The following is a 24,631-nucleotide window of genomic DNA, read 5'->3' as shown; positions in this document are numbered from 1 at the left end:
GCTAATTCATCCGCGCCGCACAGGTGGGAAAAGCGCGGGCGTCAGGCCAGCGGATTCACACCGTTCAGCAGCACCCACACGGCGATTCCGGCCGCGATACCAGCCAGCAGTGCCACGAACGACCCGATGAAGGGCCGGTGGGCCCAGCCCCGGCCCGCGTCGAGGCCGTAACGCCCCGGACCGGACAAGATGACGGCGACGGCCATCACGATAAGGCTGATCTGATATTCGTGCCCGTCCGGCAGGAAGTAGGTGAAGGTGTTGGTGCGCGGCCGCGCCGAGGCGGATGCGAGCAGACCGTTGAGCAGGAACGCCAGCGCACCCGCGGCGGCGATCGGGGTGAACAGTCCCAGCACCAGCAGCACCCCGGCGACGATCTCGCCGCCCGCACTGACGTAGGCCAGGACGTCGGCGTGCTGAAATCCGATGTCGTGCAGCGAGTTCCGGAATCCGTGCAGGCCGGATCCGCCCCACCAGCCGAACAGTTTCTGCAGCCCGTGCGCGATCAGCACCGCTCCCAGTCCGACGCGCAGCACCAGCAGGCCGAAGTTCTGGGTGCCGCGCCGGCCGGCGGCGCGCATCCGCTCGTCTTCTTCGTCGAAATCGACGGGTGGGGAAGCAGCGGGAATCTGCCGGCTGGTCGGTTGCGGCTGCACGTACGGCAACGGCTCCTGCGCGTCCAACAGGTTGTAGGACGAGCCGCCGGTCTGAGGTTCGTACGGCGGGATGATCGTCGTGGTGCCGGTGTTGGCGAAGTTACCCGAGTAGCCGGCGGGTGTCAGGTCGTCTTCGGGGTCGACCAGGCTTGCCGAGGCGGGACGGCTGGAGGTTGGCACTGCCGTCGCACCTGGGGCGAGGTCCGGCCGCTGCCAATGCGAGTCATTCGAACTGGTCACTCGTGTCAGGGTAAGGGCTTTTTTGCTGGAAGCTGGGATTTGAGCGGCGCTTCGGACTGTTAAATCCGCAGTTGGACGACTGAAACGTCACGATAGGCCCCAGAACCGACCGGCGTCGGAAAAAGCCGGTATCCCTACTGATAGCTGCCGGAGCCTCCGGAACCGCCGGGCAGGCCGGTCCCGGCGGCAGAGACGCCGCCGCCACCGCCGGGGCCTGTGGCAACACCACGGCCTCTGCGGACCGGCGGTTCCGATGCGCGTGAAAGCCCCTGGATCCGGCGGCAGGTGGCGGCCCTGACCGCCGATTCCGTAGCCTGTCGGTCATGCGGATAAGGCGGTCGGTTCGGTGCGCGCTGGCTGCGCTGTCTGCGGCGGTGCTGCTGTCCAGCGGCTGCGCACGGTTCAACGACGCCCAGTCGCAGCCGTTCACGACCAATCCGGAACTCAAGCCGCAGCCCAGCTCCACGCCTCCGCCGCCGCCTCCCCTGCCGCCCACGCCCTTCCCCAAGGCCTGCCCGGCGCCCGGGGTGATGCAGGGGTGCCTGGAGAGCACCAGCGGCCTGATCATGGGCGTCGACAGCAAGACGGCCCTGGTCGCCGAGCGCACTACCGGTGCCGTCAAGGAGATCTCCGTCAGCGCCGAGCCCAAGGTGAAGATGGTCATCCCGGTCGACCCGTCCGGCGACGGCGGCCTGATGGACATCGTGTTGTCGCCCACGTTTTCCCAGGACCGCCTGATGTACGCCTACGTCAGCACCCCGACCGACAATCGCGTCATCCGCATCGCCGAAGGTGACGTCCCGAAAGACATCCTGACGGGCATCCCGAAAGGTGCCACCGGCAACACCGGCGCGTTGATCTTCACCACCCCTACGACCCTGGTGGTGATGACCGGCGACGCCGGCAATCCGGCCATGGCCGCTGACCCCAGGTCGCTGGCCGGCAAGGTGTTGCGGATCGAGCAGCCCACCACCCTGGGGCAAGCACCCCCGACGACGGCCCTGTCGGGCGTCGGCGCGGGCGGCGGCATGTGCATCGATCCCGTGGACGGCTCGCTGTATGTGGCAGACCGCACGCCGGGCGCCGACCGCCTGCAGCGCATCACCAAGAAGTCCGAGGTCTCCACGGTGTGGACCTGGCCGGACAAGCCCGGCGTGGCGGGTTGTGCGGCGATGGACGGCACCGTGCTGGTGAACCTGATCAACACCAAGCTGACGGTGGCGGTGCGGCTGGCGCCGAAGACCGGCGCGGTCACCGGTGAACCCGACGTGGTCCGTAAGGACACGCACGCGCACGCGTGGGCGCTGCGGATGTCCCCGGACGGCAACGTCTGGGGTGCGACGGTCAACAAGACCGCGGGTGACGCCGAGAAGCTCGACGACGTGGTGTTCCCGCTGTTCCCGCAGGGCGGCGGCTTCCCGCGCAACAACGACGACAAGACCTGACCGGTCCCCTGGCGAGCAGACGCAAAATCGCCCGGGAGCGCGTGCTCCACGGCGCTTTTGCGTCTTCTCGCGGCCCGTTAGAACGGCGCGTTGAGGGTGAACCGCATGCCGTACTTGGGTTGCGCCGCGTTCCGCTCACCGCTGTAGAGCCGCTGCTGCTCCTCCTGGCCCGGCTCGAACTCCTCATCGAGGTCCGACAGGTACAGCAACTCGTCGGCGTTTTCGGGAGCCCAGGTGGCGACGGGCTCCAGCAGATAGGCCACATGGTCGGCGACCGGGCTGCGGCTCACAATCCGCCCTACGAACCACGCGGCGGCGTCGTCAAGGATCGGCATTCCCAGCGGACCCGCCCGCCACGAGCAGTGCGCAAACGGGTCGTCCGGGCAATTCCCGAACAACTCAGCCAGCACCTGCCGGCTGCGCGGCACGACGTGCACCGCGACGTACTCGGACCGGCTGCCCACCTCATGGGTGCCGCTGCCGGCAGGCAGACCCACCATGAAGCTGGGCGGCTGCACACTGGTCTGGGTGCCGAAGGCGACCAGGCAGCCCGACGGAATACCGTCGGCCGCCGTGGTCACTATGAACACCGGAGAGTCCAGCATCGACATCAGGTCGTCGAACGGTTCACCCATCACTCCACCATGATGGGTGCGCCGCGGCCGTTGCGGGACTCTTTCCGGTCTTTTCCTACCGAAGTCCTACGCCGTCACTTGGCGGTCGCAATCGGTGACACGCTTGAAGCCGATAACCCGATCGTCAGGCCTGGCCGCAAGCAGCCAGTACCAGCTCGCGCACCCGCGCCGCGTCGGCCTGCCCGCGGGTGGCCTTCATCACCGCACCGACGATCGCGCCCGCCGCGGCCACCTTTCCTCCCCGAATCTTCTCTGCCACATCGGGATTGGCGGCCAGCGCCTCGTCCACCGCGGCCTGGGTGAGCGAATCGTCGCGCACCAGCGCCAGGCCGCGCGCCGTCATCACGGCTTCGGGTTCGCCTTCCCCGGCCAGCACACCCTCAACGACTTCGCGCGCCAGCTTGTTGGACAGCTTGCCCTGGTCCACCAGAGCGATCACCTCGGCCACCTGCTTCGGGGTGATCGCCAGTTCTTCCAAGCTGATACCGGCCTCATTTGCCTTCTGCAGCAAGAAGTTTCCCCACCACGAGCGGGCGTCCTTGCTAGCCGCTCCGTGCTTGACGGTCTCGGCGATCAGTTCGACGGCGCCCGCGTTGACGAGGTCCCGCATCACCTCATCGGAGAAACCCCATTCCTCCTGAATTCTCTTGCGGCTCAGCCACGGCAGCTCAGGGATGGTCTGGCGTAACCGCTCGACCAGCTCGCGGCTGGGCGCGACGGGTTCGAGGTCGGGCTCGGGAAAGTACCGGTAGTCCTGGGCGGTTTCCTTCGCGCGGCCGGGACTGGTGTAGCCGGCCTCGTGAAAGTGCCTGGTCTCCTGGACGATCGAGCCTCCGGCCAGCAGAACCGCGGCCTGACGCTGCATTTCGTAGCGGACCGCAACCTCGACGCTCTTGAGTGAGTTGACGTTTTTGGTCTCGGTGCGGGTGCCGAATTCGGTGGTGCCCTTGGGCATCAGCGATACGTTGGCGTCGCAACGCATCGAACCCTGATCCATCCGCACGTCGGATACGTCGAGTCCGCGCAACAGGGCCCGCAGCGCCGTCACATAGGCGCGGGCGATCTGCGGGGCGCGCTCGCCGGCGCCGACGATGGGCTTGGTGACGATCTCGATCAGGGGTACGCCGGCCCGGTTGTAGTCGATCAGCGACGTCGTCGCGCCGTGGATTCGGCCGGTTTCACTGCCGATGTGGGTGAGCTTGCCGGTGTCCTCCTCCATGTGAGCGCGTTCGATCTCCACCCGCCACGTGGTGCCGTCCTCCAGCGGCGCCTCGAGGTAGCCGTTGATGGCGATCGGCTCGTCGTACTGGGAGATCTGGTAGTTCTTCGGCATGTCCGGGTAGAAGTAGTTCTTCCGGGCGAACCGGCACCAGTCGACGATCTCGCAGTTCAGCGCCAGGCCGATCCGGATCGCCGACTCGACCGCGACCCGGTTGAGCACCGGCAGCGAGCCGGGCAGACCGAGGCAGACCGGGCACACCTGGGTGTTGGGCTCGCCGCCGAAAGTGTTGGTGCAGCCGCAGAACATTTTGGTGGCTGTTGACAGCTCGACATGGACTTCGAGTCCGAGTACCGGATCGAATCGTTGGATGACCTCGTCGTATTCGAGCAGCTCAGCACCAGCAACCGTCATAGCAATTGATCCTAGTGGGGATCGCGAGCGCGGCGGAGCCGGGCGAAGCGGGTCACCACCATCGACCTAGTGGGGATCGCGAGCGCGGCGGAGCCGGGCGAAGCGGGTCGCCGGGCTAGCGCTTCGGGAACGTCCGGGCCACCGCGGCGGCCATCTCCAGATAGCAGCGCCGGCTCTCCTTGCTCAAGCGGTCCAGCCCGATCTCCGTCCCCCGGTGCACGTGCCGGTCGAACGGCAGCACCACGGTGGCCGCCACCCGCGCCGACAACAACTCGAGTTCCTTCGCCGCCAAAGCGCTCAGCTTGGTCCGCTCGACGTGGTTCACAGCAAGCACGGTCGACTCGAGTAACTTGCCATATCCGTTGTGGCGCAACCATTCCAGCGTGATATGAGTCTTCTGCACGGCGTCAATCGAGGTGCTGGTGACCACCACGAGGGCGCGCGACTCGGGCAACACCGCCTCCATCACGCCCGACTTGAGTGTCTTGGGGCAATCCACCAACACCAGCGAATAGTGGCTGCGCAATATCGAATACGCCTTGACGAAATCCTGGCGGCCGATGCTCCAGTGGCTGTTGGCGTAGTCCGGGGGCCCGAGCACCTCCAGCCCGGAGCTGTTCATATATGTGTGCGCCCGTACGTCGGCATAACGCGCCACCGACGGGTCGGACAGCAGTTCGGCCATGGTCAGGCTGTTCCGCCTTCCGTGCCGGTCCGCCAAGTCGCCGGCGTCGGCGTCGACGGCGATGACGCGGTCAGAGCGCAGACTGGCGAAGGTCGAGCCGAGCGCTTCGACGACGGCGGTCTTGCCGACGCCGCCTTTGAGGTTGAGCACCGCGATGGGGAAGGCCCCGCCAACCGGGGTGCAAATCTCTTCGCGCAGCGCGTTCTCGCGTGCAGCTTCGCGGCCCAGACCCAGGTCAACGCCCACATACCGCCTGACCAGCTTCCGCCAGTCCCCACGGTCGGGCACCTCGGGCTCAATTGCATCCAGGGCCGTTCCGCCCGGAACGCGCTCACGGCGCACAGGTGGGGCCGCGACCCGGACCGAAGGGATCGAAGGGTTCGACACGACCGGCGCTCTGAACCGGTCCGGGCGAGGCTGCGGTGGTGCAGGTGGCCGAGACGCGGATGTGTCCCGGCGGAGCGGCTGGGGCACCGTGATGGCCCCGCTATCGCCGTTCACCCGCCCATCTCGAACCGGACCACCCTGTGTCCGGGCCGGTGAAACGGGCCGCTCAAGGACTCCGCGATACGGACCGCGGTTGTTCATATTTGACGTATAGCCGATTCTTAAAAACGAAAAACCTGCCAAAAGGTGAAGGCTGGACTACCGCTGAGCCAACAGACTCAGCCGAAGAACGCGGCCGCGTCGTCGTAGCGGCTCTCCGGCACCAGCTTGAGTTGGCGCACGGCGTCGGCCAGCGGCACCCGCCCGATGTCCTGCCCGCGCAGCGACACCATCTGCCCGTATTCGCCCGCGTGCGCCGCGTCGGCCGCGTTGACCCCGAACCGGGTGGCCAGCACCCGGTCGTAGGCGGTCGGGGACCCGCCCCGCTGGACGTGGCCCAGCACCGTCACCCGGACGTCCTTGTTGATCCGCTTTTCCACCTCGGCGCCGAGCTGGGCAGCCACCCCGGTGAACTTCTCGTGGCCGAATTCGTCCAAGCCGCCTTCGCGCAGCGCGATCGAGCCCGCCACCGGCTTGGCTCCTTCGGCGACCACGCAGATGAAGTGTGAATCGCCGCGCTGGAAGCGCCGCTTGACCAGCCGGCACACTTCCTCCACGTCGAAGGGCTGCTCGGGGATCAGCGTCATGTGGGCGCCGGAGGCCAGGCCCGCGTTCAGCGCAATCCATCCGGCGTGGCGGCCCATGACCTCGACCAGCATGACGCGCTGGTGGGATTCGGCGGTGCTGTGCAAGCGGTCGATGGCGTCGGTGGCCACGGTCAGCGCGGTGTCGTGGCCGAAGGTCACGTCGGTGCAGTCGATGTCGTTGTCGATGGTCTTCGGCACCCCGACCACCGGGACGTTTTCTTCCGAGAGCCAGTGCGCGGCCGTCAGGGTGCCCTCGCCGCCGATCGGGATGAGGACGTCGATGCCGTTGTCGTCGAGGGTCTGCTTGACCTGATCGAGCCCGGCCCGCAGCTTGGCGGGGTTCACGCGGGCCGTCCCCAGCATCGTTCCGCCCTTGGCCAGCAACCGGTCGTTACGGTCGTCGTTACGCAGTTGCATGCGCCGGTTCTCCAGCAGCCCGCGCCAGCCGTCCTGAAATCCGACCACCGACGAGCCGTAGCGGGCGTCGCAGGTGCGCACTACCGCCCGGATGACGGCGTTGAGGCCGGGACAGTCACCACCGCCTGTGAGAACTCCGATCCGCATGTCCTCATCTTGCCCTGTGGCCCCCTACCTGGCGCGAGCAGACGCGAAATCGCATAGAAACCCAGGGTTTCATGCGACTTTGCGTCTGCTCGCCAGGTCTAAATCGCGGTCGGCAAGGCGCCCCGGGCGGCCTCGTAAGCCGCGCCCACGCGGTACAACCGGTCGTCGGCCAGCGCGGGCGCCATGATCTGCAGGCCCACCGGCAGTCCGTCATCCGGTGACAGTCCGGCCGGCACCGACATGCCGCAATGGCCGGCCAGGTTCAGCGGGAGGGTGCACAGGTCGAACAGGTACATGGCCAGCGGGTCGTCGACCTTCTCCCCCAGCCGGAACGCGGTGGTCGGGGTCGCCGGCGACACCAGCACGTCGACGGACTTGTAAGCCTCGTCGAGATCCCGGGCAATCAGCGTGCGCACCTTCTGCGCCTGGTTGTAGTAGGCGTCGTAGTACCCGGCGGACAGGGCGTAGGTGCCGATCATGATGCGCCGCTTGACCTCCGGCCCGAAGCCGGCTGCCCGGGTCATCGCCATGACCTCTTCGGCGCTGTGCGTGCCGTCGTCGCCGACGCGCAGGCCGTAACGCATCGCATCGAAGCGAGCCAGGTTGCTCGACACCTCGGACGGCAGGATCAGGTAATACGCCGGCAACGAGTAGTCGAAATGCGGGCAGTCGACCTCGCTGACCTGCGCACCTAAAGACTTGAGCTGCTCGACGGCGGCCTCGAACGACGCCAGCACCCCCGGCTGGTAGCCCTCCCCGGTGTGCAGCTGGCGTACTACACCGACACGCACGCCGCTCAGGTCCCCGGCGGCGCCCGCTCGTGCGGCACCGACGACGTCGGGCACCGCAGCGTCGATCGAGGTGGAGTCGCGGGGGTCGTGGCCGGCGATCACCTCGTGCAGCAACGCGGTGTCGAGAACGGTGCGCGCGCACGGACCGCCCTGGTCCAGCGACGACGCGCAGGCGATCAGCCCGTAGCGCGACACCGTGCCATAGGTCGGTTTGACGCCGACGGTGGCGGTCAGCGCCGCCGGCTGCCGGATCGAGCCGCCGGTGTCGGACCCGATGGCCAGGGGCGCCTGAAACGCGGCCAGGGCGGCCGCGCTGCCGCCGCCGGAACCGCCTGGCACCCGCTCGACGTCCCAGGGGTTGCGGGTCGGGCCGAAGGCGCTGTTCTCCGTCGACGAGCCCATGGCGAACTCGTCCATATTCGTCTTGCCCAGAATCGGGATGCCCGCCGCCCGCAACCGCGCCGTCAGCGTGGCGTCATACGGCGACTGCCAGCCTTCCAGGATCTTGGAGCCACAGGTGGTCGGCATGTCCGCTGTGGTGAACACATCCTTGAGCGCCAGCGGCACTCCGGCCAGCGCCGACGGGAGCTGCTTGCCGGCGGTCACCGCCTCGTCAACCGCCGCCGCGGCCGCCAGCGCCTGGTCGGCGGCGACGTGCAGGAAGGCGCCGTAGCGGTCGTCGGTCGCCTCGATCTGGTCCAGGCAGGCCTGCGTGACTTCGACAGACGAGAGCTCCTTGGCGGCGATCTTGGCGGCCAGGGTGGCAGCGTCGAGCCGGATGATGTCGGTCACTGGCTCTCCCCCAGGATCTGCGGGACCGCGAAGCGCCCGTCGACCGCCTCCGGCGCCGCGGCGAGCGCCTGCTGCTGAGTCAGGCAGGGCGCCGGCTCGTCCGGACGGGTCACGTTGACGTCCGTGAGCGGGTTGTCGGTCGCTTCGACGCCGGTCACGTCAACGGCCTGAATCTGGCTGACGTGGCTCAAGATGGCGTCGAGCTGGCCGGCGAAACTGTCCAGCTCGGTCTCGGTCAATGCCAGCCGGGCCAGCCGGGCCAGGTGGGCCACCTCGTCGCGGGAGATCTGGGACACGAGCGAAAAGCCTAACGTGCCGCGGGCGTGAAGCTGGCTTCACGCCCGCCTACCAGCGTGAAGACGGCTTCACGCTCGCGTAGGGGGACCGTCCGGCCGCAGCGGCCGACATGCCACTCGCGCGTCGCTGTGCAACAGTGTTGGCCGTGCCGTCGTATCTGTTGCGCATCGAGTTGGTCGACCGACCAGGCAGTCTGGGGTCGCTCGCCGTCGCGCTCGGGTCGGTAGGCGCCGACATCCTGTCGCTGGATGTCGTGGAGCGCGCTGCCGGATACGCGATCGACGACCTGGTGATCGAACTTCCCCCGGGAGCAATGCCCGACACTCTGATCACCGCAGCCGAATCGCTGCCCGGAGTTCGCGTGGACAGCGTGCGCCCGCACACCGGCCTGCTCGAGGCCCACCGCGAGCTGGAACTGCTCGACCTCGTCTCCGCCGCCGGCGACAACGCGTCCAGGCTGCAGGTGCTGGCGGACCAGGCGCCGCGGATCCTGCGGGTGAGCTGGTGCACGGTACTGCGCGACACCCAGGGCAAGGTGCAGCGGCTGGCCGGCAGCACCGGTGCACCCGAAACACGGGCCGATTCGGCACCATGGCTACCGATCGAACACGCCCTGACGCTCGACGGCAGCGCCGAATGGGTGCCGCAGGCCTGGCGCGATATGGACACGACGATGGTCGCGGCCCCGCTGGGCGACTCGCACACCGCCGTGGTGCTGGGCCGGCCGGGTCCGGAATTCCGGCCGTCGGAGGTGGCCCGCCTGGGCTACCTGGCCGGCATCGTCGCCACCCTGCTGCGCTGAAGACGGCACGACCGATTGCGCCACAACGGATTTCATCAGCATAATCTGGACGCCCGAGCCGGCCCGCCACTCCCATCCAGGTTGCGGAGCGAATTACCTGGCAAATAGACGAAATGTTGCCGGGCTGGACGAATGTGCTGTTAGGGTTCGCATCGGACCGTTTTCAGCAAACCAGCTCGATAGCCGCCACATGCAGAGCCACCCTTCACCGGCCAGTTTGCACGCCATCATCACCACGGTGGCCACCAAGCTGCTGGGCGCCACCAGCAGCACCGCCATGGCGAAAACTACGGAGGTCCTGGCTGAGCTCGTTCGTTACCTCGACGTCGATGTCAGCTTTCTGCGGCACAACGACCACACCATCCGCGCCACCGTGTTGGTGGCCGAATGGCCGCCGCGACCACACATTCCGGACCCCGACCCGTTGCACACCATCTATTTCGCCGATGCCGACCCGGTGTTCGCGCTCGCCGAGAACGCCAAGGAACCGGTGATCCTGCGGCCCGAATCCCAGGACGAGAAATACCAGCAGACCATCTCCGAAGCGAGCGGCCTTCCGGCCGTCTCGCTGGCCTCAATTCCACTGCTGTCCGGCGATGTCACCACCGGGACACTCGGTTTCATCAAATACGGCGACCGTAGCTGGAGCGGCGACGAGATCAACGCGCTGACCGTGGTGGCCACCATGCTGGCGCAGGTTCAGGCTCGGATCAGCATCGAGGATCAGTTGAGCTATCAAGCCAGCCACGACGATCTGACCGCCCTGCCTAACCGGCGCGCCCTGGTGAACCACCTCGACGGGCGTCTGGCCGCGGGCCAGCCCGGCCCGGTGACGGTGCTGGTGTTCAATCTCGACCGTCTCAAGGCGATCAACGACTACCTCGGGCATGACGCCGGCGATGCGTTCATCCGCGACTTCGCCACCGAAACCAGTGCGGCAATACAGGGGCAGGGCCTGATCGCCCGGATCGGCGGCGACGAATTCGTCGTCGTGCCGGCGACGGCGATGGACCTCGCCGAAGCGAGGCTCCTGGCCGAGCGACTGAGCTCCCGGCTGACGGATCACGTGGCCATCGGCGGCGAGGTGCTCAACCGCACAGTGAGCGTCGGTGTCGCGACCGGCACCCCCGGAAAAGACTCCAGCCTGGACCTGCTCCGGCACGCCGACGACGCACTGCAATGCACCAAAGGCACTGGCGCGCAACGGATCGGCGTCGTCTCCACCGATGTGATCAACCGGCGCAAGATTCGTGCCGACATCGAGCTGCACCTGCCGGGCGCCATCGAAACCGATGCGCTGACGGTGCTCTACCTGCCCGAGATAGACATGCTGACCGGCAAGATCCTCGCGGTTGAGGCGCTCGCTCGCTGGCAACACCCGACCCGGGGACTCCTGCTGCCCGACGTGTTCATCCCCATCGCCGAATCGCTGAACCTGGCCGGCGAGTTGGGCAAGTGGGTGCTCAACGCGGCCTGCGCCGACCTGTCACAGTGGCGCTCCGAAGGCGTCGGCCTCGATACCATGTTGCGCGTCAACGTCTCCCCGGCCCAGCTGGTCGCCCAGGACCTGGTGAACACGGTCAGCAGGATCGTCGGCAAGTTCGGCCTCACCGGCATGGCGATCGGGCTGGAGATCACCGAGAGCATGCTCATCCGAGACGTGTCCAGCACCCGGGCCACGCTGAGCGCACTCACCGACCTCGGCATCGACATCGCCATCGACGACTTCGGCACCGGGTTCAGCGGCATGGGACTGCTCAGGACACTGCCGGTGAGCACCCTGAAGATCGACCGCGGATTCGTCCGGGATCTCGACGTCAGCGCCGACGATCTGGCCATCGTCCGGGCCGTCATGGGGCTGGCCGAGGCGCTCGACCTGAACGTGGTCGCCGAGGGCGTCGAGAGCGAAGGTGCGGCCCGGACACTGCTGAAGGAGGGCTGCGTGCGGGCTCAGGGCTTCCTGTTCCGCCGGCCGCTGTCCGCCTCGGCAACCCGACAGCTGCTTGCGGCCGGGCGCATCGAAACCGGATTGCGTTAGTGCGCTTGGGGTTTCACCACCGGGTCGTCGTCCTCCCACAGCAGCAGCTGCCGGACCGCCGACCGGGGGCCGTACGGTCGCAGCATCTGGCTGGCCGGACGCGGACGCACGCGTTGCGGCCACCAGAACCAGCGCCCCAGCAGCGCCGCGATTGACGGCGTCATGAACGACCGCACGATCAGCGTGTCGAACAACAGGCCCAGCCCGATGGTGGTCCCGATTTGACCCAGCACCTGAAAGCCGCTGAACAGGAAGGCGCACATGGTGACCGCGAACACCAGGCCCGCCGAGGTGACCACGGAACCCGATCCCGCCATCGCCCGGATGATTCCGGTGTTGAGACCGGCCCCGATCTCTTCGCGGAACCGGGAGATCAACAGCAGGTTGTAATCCGAGCCGACGGCCAGCAGCAGGATCACCGCCAGCGCCAGCACCACCCAGTACAGCTTGATCCCGAACATGTACTGCCACACCAACACTGACAGCCCGAACGAGGCGCCCAGCGAAAGCGCCACCGTGCCGACGATCACCAGCGCGGCGACCAGGCTGCGGGTCAGCATCATCATGATCAACAGAATCAGGCTCAGCGCGGCGATTCCGGCGATCATCAGGTCGTACTTGGCGCCGTCCTGGATGTCCGAATAGGTGGCCGCGGTGCCGCCGAGATAGAACTTCGCCTCGGCCATCGGCGTGCCCTTCACGGCCTCGTGTGCGGCGTTCCTGATCGGCTCGATATGGGAAATGCCTTCCGGCGTTGCGGGATCGCCTTCGTGGGTGATGATCATTCGCGCGGCCTTGCCGTCGGGTGAGAGGAAGAGCTTGAGCCCCCGTTTGAAGTCGGGGTTGTTGAAGACTTCCGGCGGCAGGTAGAAGGTGTCGTCGTTCTTGGCGGTGTCGAAGGCGCGCCCCAGCGCCGTCGAGTTCTCGATGGCCGCGGCGGTCTGCGCGTAGATTCCGGACAGCGTGGCGTAGTTCGCCATCGTCAGGTCATGATTGGTCTCCTGACTGGCGATCTGTTGCGGGATCAGAGCCACCAGTTTGGGCTGCAACGCGTCGAGTTTCTCCAGGGTGGCTGTGAGGTCCTCAAACCGTGACGTGAGTTGGTCGATCCCGTCCAGGGCGTCGAGCACCGACCTGATTGCGAAGCAGGCCGGGATATCGAAACAGTGCTTCTCCCAATAGAAGTAGCTCCGGATGGGCCGGAAGAAATCGTCGAAGTTGGCGATCTTGTCGCGCAGGTCGTTCATGATGGCGACGGTGTCGCGGAAACTCTGGGCCTCGCTGTGCGTGGTGGCCGCAAGTTCCTGCTGCAGGGTGTACTGCTGGCGCAGGATGTCGATGCCCTTCGACAGCTCACCGGCCTGGCGTAGCAGGTCGTCCGCGCGATCTCGTTGGTAACGCAGGTTTTCGGTCTGGTTGGCGCTCTGCGCGCTGATCTGGAACGCCAGCGAGGTGTGGTTGAGCGGAGTGCCCAGCGGCCTGGTGATGGACTGCACCTGCGCGATGCCGGGTAGGTGGAACACCGCCTTGGCCACCCTGTCCAGGATCAGCATGTCGGCTGGGGTGCGCATGTCATGGTCGCTTTCCAGCATCAGCAATTCGGGTTCCAGCCGGGCCCGCGAGAAATGCCGTTCGGCAGCGGCGTATCCGACGTTGGCCGGCGCGCTGTCCGGCATGTAGGGGCGGGTGTCGTAGCTCGTTTTGTATCCGGGCAGGGTGAGCAGGCCGATGAAGGCCAGGGCGCACGCCACCGTCAGCACCGGGCCCGGCCAGCGCACGATGGCCGTTCCGATTCGGCGCCAACCGCGGGTCCGCATCGCACGTTTGGGTTCGAAGATGCCGACCCGGGCGCCCAGGGTCAGCACGGCCGGGGCCAGCGTCAGCGCGGCGACCAGGGCGACGAGGATGCCAAGTGCCGCCGGGATACCCAGACTTTGGAAGTACGGCAGCCGGGTGAAACTCAAACAGAACACCGCACCGGCAACGGTCAGCCCCGAACCCAATACGATGTGGGCGGTGCCGCGAAACATGGTGTAGTAGGCCGTATCCCGGTCTTCGCCTGCGCCGCGCGCTTCCTGGTAGCGACCGACGACGAAGATCGCATAGTCGGTTCCGGCGGCGATCACCAGCAGGGTGAGCAGATTCGTCGCATAGGTCGACAATCCGATGATGCCGGCATTACCGAGGAAGGCGACGATGCCGCGGGCCGCGGCCATCTCGATCAGGACCGTCACCAGCACCAGCAGCATGGTCAAGAAGGAGCGGTAGACGAAGAGCAGCATCAAGGCGATCACCCCGACGGTGATGCCGGTGACCTTGGCGGTCCCCTTGCTTCCGACGTCGAACTGATCCGAGATCACTGGCGCCGCACCGGTCACGCAGGCCTTGACACCCGCCGGGGGTGGTAGGTGTTCGATGATTTCCCTTACCGCGCCGACGGATTCGTTGGCCAGCGCCGAACCCTGATTGCCGGCGAGATTCAGCTGCACGTAGGCGGCCTTGCCGTCGGAGCTCTGCGACCCGGCGGCGGTCAGCGTGTCCCCCCAGAAGTCCTGAACGTGCTCGACGTGCTTGCGGTCGGCCTCGAGCCTGCGGATCAGCGTGTCGTAATACCGGTGGGCGTCGGCTCCCAGCGGCTGATCACCTTCCAGCACAACCATGGCGGTGCTGTCGGTGTCGAACTCGTGGAACTTCTGACCGATGCGCTTGGTCGCCTGCAGCGACGGCGCGTCCGCCATGATCAGCGCCACGTTGTGGGTCTTGCCCACCTCTTCCAGTTGCGGCACCAGCGCGTTGGAGACTCCCGCCAGCACCACCCAGAACAGCAGTATCGGCACCGAGAGCCGGCGGATGGTGTGCGGAATTCGTGGCAGCTGCTCGTTGCTCATCCGGACTTGTCCAGACAGAAGGTGTACGCGTTGGGCGTGGTGACGGTGCGTTCGTCCTTGACGTCGCCGTTGACGGTGATCCGGCACGAGAGGGTGTCACCGCTGCCTTGTGCCACAACGTTTCCCAGGACCGCCGGCTCGGTGGTGGTGATGGTGAACGACCACGGCAGGACGGCGTTGACGACCTCCTGCGGCTGGGCGTTGACGTCGAGGTAGTTGATGGTGGCCGTCGCCCCCGGGGCGCCGAAGACCTCGAGAACCACGTGCTTGGGGTTGAACGGGACGATCTCATTGGAAATGCCGTGGCCGGCCGACGCGCTCTTGCCGGCGTTGAACATGCCGTGCAGGCGGTAGATGGCAAATCCCGCGGTCACTACGACGACGACCGCAACCAGCCCCATCCATCCCCTCCTGAACCAGGATGTCCGCGAAACACCTTTCACCCGTTGACCTTTCGATGATCGGGCGATTCCACCGGCGCGCCGGCACGTTCTCTGGCTTTGACAGTACGGTACTGGACCGTACTGCACAAGAGACGCGCGCGTGCACTTTGCTAACCGCCGGTGGCGGGCGGTGTCAGCCGGATCGGGTCAGGCCGGGCAGGATGAAGCCGTCCACCAAAGCCCGCACGGTGCGGCTGTCCGGCTGCCGGTTCGGGATGATGGAGCGGTAGATGAGGTACCCCGGCAGCAGATCCCACAACTCGTCGGTGATGGCCGCCTCCGCTATCTCGCCCCGGTCGACCGCCTGCCGTAATACGTCCTGAATGAGGGCTTTTCGCTGATCCAGGAACTGATGCTGCATGGCGTCGGCCAGCGCCGGGTGGCGCGACACTTCGACGAGCACCGCGCGGATGGTGCTGGACTGTTGGGCGGCGTGCTCGCAGATGGTCTCGCCGATCTGGACGAGGTCGCCTCGCAGTGAGCCGGTGTTGGGAGGCACCGCAACCTGGCAGACACCCTCGATGAAGGCCGCCAATACCAGTTCGGCTTTCGAGGGCCAGCGGCGATAGACGGTGGCCTTGCTGGCGCGGGCGGTGTTGGCGACGGCGTCCACCGTCAGCCCGTCGTACCCGTGTTCGGCCAGCAGCTGCAACGTCACCGCGAGCAACTCGGCTTCACGCGGCGACCACGGTGATGCCTCCGTGGGGAGTTCCGCCGTGCCCGCCATAGCGCCCACGATAGGACTCCGGCCCTAGTACGGTCCAGTACCGTACCGATTCACTCCGGTTCGGCCTCGGCTTCCGGCGGTCCCTCGGCCAGCAATCTGCGGAACCCGTCCTCGTCGAGGACAGGCACGCCGAGTTCGACGGCCTTGTCGTATTTCGAGCCGGGCGAGTCCCCCACCACGACGAACGAGGTCTTCTTCGATACCGAACCGGCCGCCTTGCCACCCCGGCTGACGATCGCCTCCTTGGCATCGTCGCGGGAGAAGCCGGCCAGCGAGCCGGTCACCACGATGCTCAGCCCCGCCAGCGTGCGGGGCACGCTGTCGTCCTGCTCGTCGGCCATTCGGACACCGGTGGCGCGCCACTTGTCCACGATGTCGCGGTGCCAGTCGACGGTGAACCAGTCGGTGACCGCGGCCGCGATGGTGGTGCCCACCCCTTCGACGGCGGCCAACTGCTCGGTCGTCGCCTCGGCGATCGCGTCGAGGCTGCCGAAAGCGGCCGCCAGCGCGCGCGCCGCCGTCGGCCCCACATGACGGATCGACAACGCCACCAGGACCCGCCACAGGGGCGCGGCCTTGGCTTTGTCCAGGTTGGCCAGCAGGCGCCGGCCGTTGGCCGACAGGTCGCCGGCCTTGGTCCGGAACAACTCGGTGCTCAGCAGGTCCTCTTCGGTGAGGCTGAACAGGTCGCCTTCGTCGGAGATCGCCCCGGACTGCAGCAGCGCGGCCCCGGCCTCGTAACCGAGCACCTCGATGTCCAGTGCGTTCCGGCTGGCGACATGGAAAACGCGCTCGCGCAACTGCGCCGGGCACCGCCGGGAGTTCGGGCACCGGATGTCGGCATCACCTTCCTTCTCCGGCGCCAGGGTGGTGCCGCACTCGGGACACGTTGTGGGCATGACGAATTCATGTTCCGAGCCGTCGCGCAGGTCGACCACGGGACCCAGCACCTCGGGGATCACGTCGCCGGCCTTCCGGATCACCACGGTGTCGCCGATCAGCACGCCCTTGCGTTTGACCTCCGAGGCGTTGTGCAGCGTGGCCTGCGCCACCGTCGAGCCCGCCACCTTGACCGGAGTCATGAATGCGAACGGAGTGACCCGCCCGGTGCGGCCGACGTTGACCCTGATGTCGAGCAGCTTGGTCTGGGCCTCTTCCGGCGGGTACTTGTAGGCGATCGCCCAGCGCGGGGCCCGCGATGTGGAACCCAGCCGGCGCTGCAACGCCATCTCGTCGACCTTGACCACCACACCGTCGATCTCGTGGTCCACCTCGTGGCGGTGCTCACCCCAGTACTCGATGCGCTCCTGGACCGACGCCAGGCCGCTGACGACGGTGGTGTGCGTGGACACCGGCAGTCCCCACTCCTTGAGCGCCAGGTAGGCCGCGTGTTGGCTGACCGGCCGGAAACCCTCGGTGTGCCCCAGCCCGTGGCAGATCATCCGCAGCTTCCGGCGGGCGGTGACGGCGGGATCCTTCTGGCGCAGCGAGCCCGCGGCGCTGTTGCGCGGATTGGCGAACGGCGCCTTGCCCTCCTCGACCAGGCTCGCGTTCAGGGCCGCGAAATCGTCGACCCGGAAGAAGACCTCACCGCGCACCTCGAGAACATCGGGCACCGGGTATTCGTCGCTGGAGGCCAGGCGCAGCGGCACGTCGTCGATGGTGCGCGCGTTGAGGGTGACGTCCTCGCCGGTGCGGCCGTCTCCCCGCGTCGCCGCGCGGGCCAGTCGTCCGTCCCGGTACACCAACGACAGTGCGACGCCGTCGATCTTGAGTTCGCACAGGTAGTGCGCCTCGTCCCCGACCTCGGCGTGCACCCTGGCCGCCCAGGCACTCAGTTCCTCGGCGCTGAACGCGTTGTCGAGGCTCAGCATCCGCTCGAGGTGCTCGGCCGCCTCGAACTCCGTCGCGAACCCGGCGCCGCCGACCAGTTGGGTGGGCGAGTCGGGTGTACGCAGCTCGGGGTACTCGGCCTCCAGCGCCTCCAGCTTGCGCAGCAGCTGGTCGAATTCCGCGTCGGTGATGACCGGCGCGTCGCGCACGTAATAGCGGAACTGGTGTTCGCGTACCTCCTCGGCCAGGTCCTGCCATGCGCGCATCACTTCGGGCCGTAGCACCTCGGGAGACGTCACCTTGGCAGGCTATCCGCTCGCGCCGACATTGCCGCCATGGTCTCGCCGGGGACGACATCACAGCCCTCCCGGCAGTGTCGGCGAACGGGCCCTAGTCCTCCACGTAGGCGCGCAGCCGATCCACCGCGGCGTCCCAGCGCCGCGACAACTGGGCGAGATAGTCGCCGGCCTGGGCCAGCGGCTCGGTCCGCACCGTCCACACTCGTTCGCGGCCGCGCCGGCAGCTGCTCACCACTCCCGCCGACTCCAGCAGCTGCAGATGCTTGCTGGCCGCCTGCCGGGTGACCGGAATAGCCTGTGTCACTTGGGTTGTCGAGCTCGGACCCACCTCACACAGCCGCACCACGATGCGCAGCCGGTTGGCGTCGCCGAGGGCGTCGAACAGCGCCGCACCGACGGCCGTCACGCGAGTTCCAGATAGCGGCGCACCAAATCGGCCTGGATCGCCCAGCCCTCGGAGTTCGCCTCGAAGGAAGGACCGCGGCGTGCCTCCGGTATCGCGTCGAAGCCCGACTCGACGATGGTGAGCGATACCCCGCCGGAAACCTCGGCAAGGGTGAACTCCACCAGCGTGGTGTCCTCGCGGTCGGGGTCGATAGGCCAGCGGTAGGCGAACCGCCGGGGCGGCTCCACCGCGACGATCTGCCACCGGCTGGCGACGCCGGCGTGGGGCTCCTGACGCCTGGCGACCTCGGCGTCGACCTCGGTGGGCGTGATTGTCGCGGTGACCTCTCGGCCCTCGACGAACGGACCGTCGAACCGGACGCCAAACCAGCGTCCGAACTGCTCCGCATCGCTGATCGCCGCCCACACCCGCTGCAGCGGCGCCCGCAGCAGGACCTGCTTCTCGATCCGATCACTCTCCACGCGCAACCTCCTGGTTGCGTATTACCCCATCACGCCAGGCTCAGAAATGCAACCAAATGGTTGCGCAAAGATCTAGATGGCGTCGGGATCCCGGGTGAACGCCTCGGCGGCGTCCCGGGCCAGCCCGACGGCGGTGCGCGCCCACTGGGGCGTCGCGCCCGCCAACCCGCACGCGGGGCTGACACCGATACGTCCGCGCAGGGACGAACGCCGGAACCCAAGCCGGTCGGTCACCCCGACCACCCTGGTGGCCACCTCTTCGACCGACGGCCGGCGCTCGGGCGCACTGCTGTCGACCACCCCCAGCACCACGGCGCGCCCCGTCTCCAGGAAAGCCGCGATCCCGTCCAGCTCCGCGGCGCGCAGCGTGTTGACATCCACCGATACCGCGTCAATACCGGTGCGCCCCAACATGTCCCACGGAACATCCGGAGCGCAGGTGTGCAGCACGACATCGACGCCGACCACCTCGACGCACGTTGTCAGCAGGGTCTCGGCCACCGCCTCGTCGAGCGAGGGCACCGGGCTCAGCGCGGTGACACCGGTCAGCCGTCCGCCCAGCGCGGCCGGCAGCGTCGGTTCGTCGAACTGCACCACCACCGGGGTGTCCAGCCGGCGCGACAGCGCGGCGCGGTGGGCGGCGACCCCTTCGGCCAGCGAGGCGGTCAGGTCGCGCAGCGCACCCGCGTCGGTGATCGCGCGGTGGCCGTTGCTCAGCTCCAGCCCCGCCGCCAGGGTCACCGGCCCTGGCGCCTGCACCTTGACCACCCGGTCGCCGCCCCGCAGGCCCGCGGTCTCCCACGCCTCCTCCAGCGCGTCCATGTCCTCGTCCAGCATGCTGACGGCCCGGCGCGTCACCGCACCCGGACGGGAGGCGATGCGGTAGCCGCGCGGCACGGTGTCCAGGGCCACGTCGACCAGCAGGGCCGCGGCGCGCCCGAGCATGTCGGCGCCCACTCCGCGGGCCGGCAACTCGACGAGATGGGCCAGCGCTCCGGCCAGTTCACCGACGACGACTTCGGCGGCCTGGCGCGCGGAGGTGCCGGGCCAGGATCCGATGCCGCTGCCCTGTGCGAAAACGCTCACCGGCCAACCGTATTCGACCTCACACAACGGGCCTCCGAGCAGGGGTGTTTAGCACTGTTGGACGCGGGTAGATTTCGAGCCGGAAGGGCGGCATATGGCGAGATCGACGCGGTTGCTCCTGGCGTGCGGCGCGGTGGTGCTGGCGACGGCCTGCACTCGCGTGCTGAGCGGCGAGGCACTGCCGGCCTTCGGCGCCGTCCCTCTGGGCGTGCTCGACGCCGGCACGGTCCTGCTGGACCAGTCACGGATGCGGTCGATCACCGGCGCCGGCGAGCACCTGACGATCATTCCCTCGATGGACGGCAGATACCCGGTGGACATCGAGGAACTCGCCACGACCGCGCCGGCAGAATGCCGGTTCGTTTTCGCCGAGACGGCCACGTTCGGCCCCGATGTCAAGGCCTTCCACAAGACGACCTTTCAGGACCCTCCCGATGGCCGGCTGATCTCCGAGGGCGCCGCGAGCTACCACGACGCCGGTACCGCCCGGCGGGCTTTCGACGGGCTGGTGTCCACGGTCAAGGGCTGTGCGGACAGCTCGATGGGCTGGTTGTTCGTCAACTCGTGGGACGCCGGCACCGATTCGCTGCGGATGCGACCGGGGTCGTGCGGTCGCGATTACCGGGTGCTCTCGGTGGCCCTGCTGGAAGTCACCTTCTGCGGCTTCCCGGAATCGGTCTCGGAGATCGTCATGACGAACATGGCGGCCAACGTGCCGGGAAGTTAGGCCTGCCCGGTGCCGGCGATGGTGGCGCTGCCGAGCACCTCGTCGCCCTCGGGGTCGGGACGGTAGAGCACCAGCGTCTGACCGCGCGCCACGCCGCGAAGCGGTGCCCGCAACTGCACCACCAGCTCACCGTCGACCAATTCGGCTACCGCGTCGGCGATTTCGCCGTGTGCGCGCACCTGCACCGCGCACTCGATCGGACCCGTGGGCGCCGTCCCGCCGGTGAAGACCGGGGCGCGGCCGGTCAGTGTGTGGACGTCCAGTTCGGCCGCGCTGCCGACACGCACGGTGGCGGTGTCGGCATCGATCGCCGTCACATAGCGGGGACGACCGTCCGGGCCCGGCCCGGCGATGCCCAGACCCTTGCGCTGGCCGATGGTGAAGCCGTGCACGCCGTCGTGTTCGGCCAGCACCGCGCCGTCCTTGTCGACCACCGCTCCGCGCCGGACGCCGATCCGCTCGCCGAGGAAGGCCTGGGTGTTGCCGGACGGGATGAAACAGATGTCATGGCTGTCCGGCTTTTCCGCGACCGCCAGTCCGCGCCGGGCCGCCTCGGCACGGATCTGCGGCTTGGGGGTGTCGCCGATCGGGAAGGCCGCGTGCCGCAACTGCTCGGCGGTCAGCACGGCCAGCACGTAGGACTGGTCCTTGTCGCGGTCGACGGCGCGGCGCAGCCGTCCGCCGGACAGCCGCGCATAATGCCCGGTGACCACCTGGTCGAATCCCAACGCCAGCGCGCGCGCCGACAGGGCCGAGAACTTGATCTGCTGATTACAGCGGACGCAGGGATTCGGAGTCTCCCCGCGCGCATAGGAGGAAACGAAATCGTCGATGACGTCCGCCTGGAACTTCTCCGCGAAATCCCAGACGTAGAACGGTATTCCGAGGACGTCGGCGACGCGGCGGGCATCGGAGGCGTCCTCCTTGGAGCAGCAGCCGCGCGATCCGGTGCGCAAGGTGCCCGGGGCGGTCGACAGCGCCAGATGCACGCCGACCACGTCGTGCCCGGCGTCCACCATGCGAGCGGCGGCCACCGACGAGTCCACCCCACCGCTCATCGCGGCGAGAACTCTCACTGGGCCGACCCCGCGGCGGCCAGGGCGGCACGCCGCGCGCGGGCCACAGCACCGGGCAGTACCTGCAACGCGGCGTCGACATCAGAGTCAACACTGTTGTGCCCGAAGGAAAGTCGTAGCGATCCACGGGCGCTGGCCGGGTCGGCGCCCATCGCGATCAGCACGTGCGACGGCTGCGCCACCCCGGCGGTACACGCCGATCCGGTCGAACACTCGATTCCGTTGGCGTCCAGCAGCATCAACAGCGCGTCGCCTTCGCAGCCGCGGAAGGTGAAGTGCGCGTTGCCTGGCAGCCGCCGTGGGTCGGGGGCTCCGTTGACCCGGACGTCGTCGATCTGCGTGAGCACACCCTCGACCAGCCGGTCCCGCAGTGCCCGCAGCCGAGCGCTGTTGGACTCCAGCCCGTCCACCGCAATGCGGGCCGCCGCTGCCATCCCCACCGCGCCGGCGACATCCGGTGTCCCGGAACGGATGTCGCGCTCCTGGCCACCGCCGTGCAGCAGCGGCACACACGCGACGGTGCGGCGCAGCAACAGCGCACCCACCCCGGGCGGGCCGCCGAACTTGTGCCCGGTCACGCTCATCGCCGAGAGTCCGCTGGCACCGAAGTCGACCGGCAGCTGCCCGACCGCCTGCACGGCGTCGCAGTGCATCGGGACGCCGAACTCGGCTGCCACAGCTGCCAATTCGGCCGTCGGCAGAATGGTGCCGACTTCGTTATTGGCCCACATCACCGATACCAGCGCCACGTCGTCACCGCCGTCGAGCGCCTCGCGCAGGTCGGCGGCCGACACCGAACCGTCGGAGTCGGTGGGCAGCCAGGTGACTTCGGCGCCTTCGTGCTCGACGAGCCAGTTGACGCTGTCCAGTACGGCGTGGTGCTCCACTTCGCTGGTGACGATGCGGCGGCGGTTCGGGTTCTCGTCGCGACGGGCCCAGTACAGGCCCTTGACGGCCAGATTGTCGCTTTCGGTGCCGCCAGCGGTGAAGATGACTTCCGAGGGGCGCGCACCGAGTTTGTCGGCGATCAGTTCCCGCGATTCCTCGATCCGCCGGCGCGCCGTGCGACCGGTGGTGTGCAGCGACGACGCGTTGCCCACGGTGCCGAGCACAGCGGTCATCGCCTCGATGGCGGCGGGGTGCATCGGGGTGGTGGCGGCGTGATCGAGGTAGACCATGACCCGCCCCACGATACCGGCTCGTCCTGCGACGATTCCGGCCGGAACGGCCGGATGAGGAGCCGGACCGTTCAGCACCGTCCTGCGACGATTCCGGCCGGAACGGCCGGATGAGGAGCCGGACCATCCAGCACCGTCCTGCGACGATTCCGGCCGGAACGGCCGGATGAGGAGCCGGACCATCCAGCACCGTCTGCGACGATTCCGGCCGGAGCAGCGGAAAGGCCGGCGCCTGTTAGCGTAGTGAACAAAGTGTTCAGTACTGCTATAGGGGGACAGTTGACCGTACTGCCGACCAAGCCCGGGACCGCATGAGCGCCGACGCCCGGCGGTGGTGCTTCGCCGATCAACTCGGCCCCCACTTTCTGGACGATCCCGCCCAGCCGGTGCTGCTGATCGAGTCGCAGGCGGTGTTCGCACGTCGCCGTTTCCACCGGCGCAAGGCTCATCTGGTGCTCTCGGCGCTGCGCCACCGGGCGGCTGAACTCGGTGAGCAGGCCGTGTTTCTGCAGACCAGCAGCTATCGGGAGGCACTCGATCAGCTCAAGGAGCCGGTCAGCGTATGCCAGCCCACCTCGTGGGCGGCCGACCGGTTCGTCCGGTCGCTGCCGTCGGTCGACGTGCTGCCCGCCCGGGGGTTCTGCACCAGCCGGGAGGATTTCGACGAGTGGGCGAAATCACAGCGCACCCTGCGCATGGAGAACTTCTACAGCAGCGCTCGCCGCAGGTTCGACCTGTTGATGGACGGTGACCAGCCCGTCGAGGGCAGGTGGAATTTCGACTCCGACAACCGCGAGCCCGCGCCCAACGACACCGAAGACCTGGGCGTTCCGCCGCCGTGGCAGCCCGAGGAGGACGAGATCGACGAACAGGTCCGTGCCGACCTGGACCGCTGGGAGCGCGACGGGGCGGTGTCGTTCGTCGGACGCGACGGCCCGCGGGAGTTCGCCGTCACCGCGGCCGAGGCGCAGCAGGCGCTGAAAATCTTTGTCCGCGAACGGCTGCCGCACTTCGGCCCGCATGAGGACGCCATGCTCACCGGCGACCGCTTGATGGCCCACAGCCTGCTCTCGGCGCCGATGAACCTGGGCCTGCTGGACCCGTTGGACTGCGCCTACGCCGCCGAGGACGCCTACCGCAGCGGCGACGCGCCGATCAGCAGCGTCGAGGGATATGTCCGCCAGCTGATCGGCTGGCGCGACTACATCTGGCACGTCTACTGGCATTTCGGGCGAAACTACCGTCACCGCAACGCATTACATGCCAAAGCCGCATTGCCGACCTGGTTCACCGAACTGGACGCCGATGCGGTGGAAGCGAACTGCCTCTCCGACGTGCTGGCGCAGGTGCGCGACCACGGCTGGGTCCACCACATCCCGCGCCTGATGGTGCTGTCCAACTATGCGCTGCAACGGGGTTGGGACCCAGCCGCCGTCACCGACTGGTTCCACCGATCCTTCGTCGACGGCTACGACTGGGTGATGGTGGCCAACGTGGTTGGGATGTCATTGCATGCCGACGGCGGATTGATGGCGACCAAGCCGTATGCGTCCGGCGGCGCCTACATCAACCGCATGAGCGACTACTGCGGCGGCTGCAGGTACCAGCCCAGCAAGCGGGTCGGCGAGCACGCCTGCCCGTTCACCGGCGGTTACTGGTGGTTTCTGGCACGCAACACCGAGGAATTGGGACGCAACCGGCGGATGGCGCAACCGATGGCGGGGCTGGGCAGGCTGAAGGACCTGGACGAGGTGGTCGCCCAGCAGCGTCGCCTCGCCGACGGTCCCCCGTAAGTC

At 67.8% G+C, this 24,631-nt stretch carries 21 protein-coding genes; 5 read left to right on the top strand and 16 right to left on the bottom strand.

Features of this window, described 5'->3' with window-relative positions:
* Window positions 1-41: 41 nt before the first annotated feature.
* Window positions 42-896 (bottom strand): DoxX family protein, encoded by an 855-nt coding sequence (locus AO501_RS03910; protein WP_055576472.1) that lies wholly within the window; start codon window positions 894-896, stop codon window positions 42-44.
* A 323-nt stretch (window positions 897-1,219) separates the two neighbouring features.
* Here AO501_RS03910 and AO501_RS03905 point away from each other — a divergent pair, with 323 nt between their 5' ends.
* Window positions 1,220-2,341 (top strand): PQQ-dependent sugar dehydrogenase, encoded by a 1,122-nt coding sequence (locus tag AO501_RS03905; protein ID WP_055576471.1) that lies wholly within the window; start codon window positions 1,220-1,222, stop codon window positions 2,339-2,341.
* 77 nt (window positions 2,342-2,418) lie between these two features.
* Here AO501_RS03905 and AO501_RS03900 read toward each other — a convergent pair whose 3' ends face one another.
* From AO501_RS03900 to gatC, 6 genes are all read right to left on the bottom strand, one after another.
* Window positions 2,419-2,976 carry a flavin reductase family protein gene (locus tag AO501_RS03900; RefSeq protein WP_055576470.1) on the bottom strand — a complete coding sequence of 186 codons (558 nt, stop codon included), beginning with the start codon at window positions 2,974-2,976 and terminating at the stop codon, window positions 2,419-2,421.
* A 124-nt stretch (window positions 2,977-3,100) separates the two neighbouring features.
* On the bottom strand, window positions 3,101-4,609 hold the full coding sequence (gene gatB / locus AO501_RS03895) for an Asp-tRNA(Asn)/Glu-tRNA(Gln) amidotransferase subunit GatB (protein ID WP_055576469.1): 1,509 nt from the start codon (window positions 4,607-4,609) through the stop codon (window positions 3,101-3,103).
* Between the two features lie 115 nt (window positions 4,610-4,724).
* The gene (locus AO501_RS03890) at window positions 4,725-5,582 is read right to left on the bottom strand and encodes a MinD/ParA family ATP-binding protein (RefSeq protein ID WP_231752326.1); all 858 of its coding nucleotides are present in this window, start codon (window positions 5,580-5,582) and stop codon (window positions 4,725-4,727) included.
* Window positions 5,583-5,959: 377 nt separating this feature from the next.
* Complete coding sequence (locus AO501_RS03885) at window positions 5,960-6,991, bottom strand: ATP-dependent 6-phosphofructokinase (RefSeq protein ID WP_055576467.1); 1,032 nt, start codon at window positions 6,989-6,991, stop codon at window positions 5,960-5,962.
* A 98-nt stretch (window positions 6,992-7,089) separates the two neighbouring features.
* The gene (gatA, locus tag AO501_RS03880) at window positions 7,090-8,574 is read right to left on the bottom strand and encodes an Asp-tRNA(Asn)/Glu-tRNA(Gln) amidotransferase subunit GatA (protein WP_055576466.1); all 1,485 of its coding nucleotides are present in this window, start codon (window positions 8,572-8,574) and stop codon (window positions 7,090-7,092) included.
* Complete coding sequence (gatC, locus tag AO501_RS03875; RefSeq protein WP_055576465.1) at window positions 8,571-8,870, bottom strand: Asp-tRNA(Asn)/Glu-tRNA(Gln) amidotransferase subunit GatC; 300 nt, start codon at window positions 8,868-8,870, stop codon at window positions 8,571-8,573. Before gatC ends, gatA begins: the two co-directional genes overlap by 4 nt.
* A gap of 146 nt (window positions 8,871-9,016) precedes the next feature.
* On the opposite strand from gatC, the gene AO501_RS03870 reads away from it, so the two are divergent.
* Window positions 9,017-9,673 carry an amino acid-binding protein gene (locus AO501_RS03870; RefSeq protein ID WP_156452292.1) on the top strand — a complete coding sequence of 219 codons (657 nt, stop codon included), beginning with the start codon at window positions 9,017-9,019 and terminating at the stop codon, window positions 9,671-9,673.
* Between the two features lie 190 nt (window positions 9,674-9,863).
* Window positions 9,864-11,711 (top strand): EAL domain-containing protein, encoded by a 1,848-nt coding sequence (locus AO501_RS03865; protein ID WP_055576463.1) that lies wholly within the window; start codon window positions 9,864-9,866, stop codon window positions 11,709-11,711.
* Here the strand turns inward: AO501_RS03865 and AO501_RS03860 are convergent.
* From AO501_RS03860 to AO501_RS03830, 7 genes are all read right to left on the bottom strand, one after another.
* The gene (locus AO501_RS03860; protein WP_055576462.1) at window positions 11,708-14,599 is read right to left on the bottom strand and encodes an RND family transporter; all 2,892 of its coding nucleotides are present in this window, start codon (window positions 14,597-14,599) and stop codon (window positions 11,708-11,710) included. The two genes, AO501_RS03865 and AO501_RS03860, sit on opposite strands and share 4 nt — an antisense overlap.
* Entirely contained in the window at window positions 14,596-15,000 is a 405-nt protein-coding gene (locus AO501_RS03855; RefSeq protein ID WP_055576461.1) for an MmpS family transport accessory protein, read from the bottom strand. The genes AO501_RS03860 and AO501_RS03855 overlap by 4 nt, the downstream gene beginning before the upstream one ends.
* Window positions 15,001-15,175: 175 nt before the next feature.
* Complete coding sequence (locus AO501_RS03850; protein ID WP_156452291.1) at window positions 15,176-15,781, bottom strand: TetR/AcrR family transcriptional regulator; 606 nt, start codon at window positions 15,779-15,781, stop codon at window positions 15,176-15,178.
* A gap of 38 nt (window positions 15,782-15,819) precedes the next feature.
* A complete protein-coding gene (gene ligA / locus AO501_RS03845) occupies window positions 15,820-17,868 on the bottom strand; it encodes an NAD-dependent DNA ligase LigA (RefSeq protein WP_371935019.1) in 2,049 nt (682 codons plus the stop codon).
* Window positions 17,869-17,992: 124 nt separating this feature from the next.
* Window positions 17,993-18,307: an ArsR/SmtB family transcription factor gene (locus AO501_RS03840; RefSeq protein ID WP_156452290.1), complete on the bottom strand. Its 315-nt coding sequence runs from the start codon at window positions 18,305-18,307 to the stop codon at window positions 17,993-17,995.
* Window positions 18,304-18,768, bottom strand: coding sequence for an SRPBCC family protein (locus AO501_RS03835; RefSeq protein ID WP_055576458.1), 465 nt, complete (start codon window positions 18,766-18,768; stop codon window positions 18,304-18,306). The genes AO501_RS03840 and AO501_RS03835 overlap by 4 nt, the downstream gene beginning before the upstream one ends.
* Window positions 18,769-18,840: 72 nt before the next feature.
* On the bottom strand, window positions 18,841-19,854 hold the full coding sequence (locus tag AO501_RS03830; RefSeq protein ID WP_055576457.1) for a methionine synthase: 1,014 nt from the start codon (window positions 19,852-19,854) through the stop codon (window positions 18,841-18,843).
* 94 nt (window positions 19,855-19,948) lie between these two features.
* On the opposite strand from AO501_RS03830, the gene AO501_RS03825 reads away from it, so the two are divergent.
* Window positions 19,949-20,581 carry a sensor domain-containing protein gene (locus AO501_RS03825; protein WP_055576456.1) on the top strand — a complete coding sequence of 211 codons (633 nt, stop codon included), beginning with the start codon at window positions 19,949-19,951 and terminating at the stop codon, window positions 20,579-20,581.
* On the opposite strand, the gene mnmA is transcribed toward AO501_RS03825, so the two are convergent.
* Complete coding sequence (gene mnmA / locus AO501_RS03820) at window positions 20,578-21,657, bottom strand: tRNA 2-thiouridine(34) synthase MnmA (protein WP_055576455.1); 1,080 nt, start codon at window positions 21,655-21,657, stop codon at window positions 20,578-20,580. The genes AO501_RS03825 and mnmA overlap by 4 nt on opposite strands.
* The gene (locus tag AO501_RS03815) at window positions 21,654-22,835 is read right to left on the bottom strand and encodes a cysteine desulfurase family protein (RefSeq protein WP_055576505.1); all 1,182 of its coding nucleotides are present in this window, start codon (window positions 22,833-22,835) and stop codon (window positions 21,654-21,656) included. The genes mnmA and AO501_RS03815 overlap by 4 nt, the downstream gene beginning before the upstream one ends.
* Window positions 22,836-23,146: 311 nt before the next feature.
* On the opposite strand from AO501_RS03815, the gene AO501_RS03810 reads away from it, so the two are divergent.
* Window positions 23,147-24,628, top strand: a complete 1,482-nt coding sequence (locus AO501_RS03810; protein ID WP_055576454.1) for a cryptochrome/photolyase family protein — start codon at window positions 23,147-23,149, stop codon at window positions 24,626-24,628.
* The last annotated feature ends 3 nt before the right edge of the window (window positions 24,629-24,631 follow it).

Source organism: Mycobacterium gordonae (assembly GCF_001417955.2).
In the GTDB taxonomy this organism is placed as follows: domain Bacteria; phylum Actinomycetota; class Actinomycetes; order Mycobacteriales; family Mycobacteriaceae; genus Mycobacterium; species Mycobacterium gordonae_B.
The sequence above is the reverse complement of the archived record's forward strand: the minus strand, read 5'-3'. Positions and strand labels throughout refer to the sequence as shown.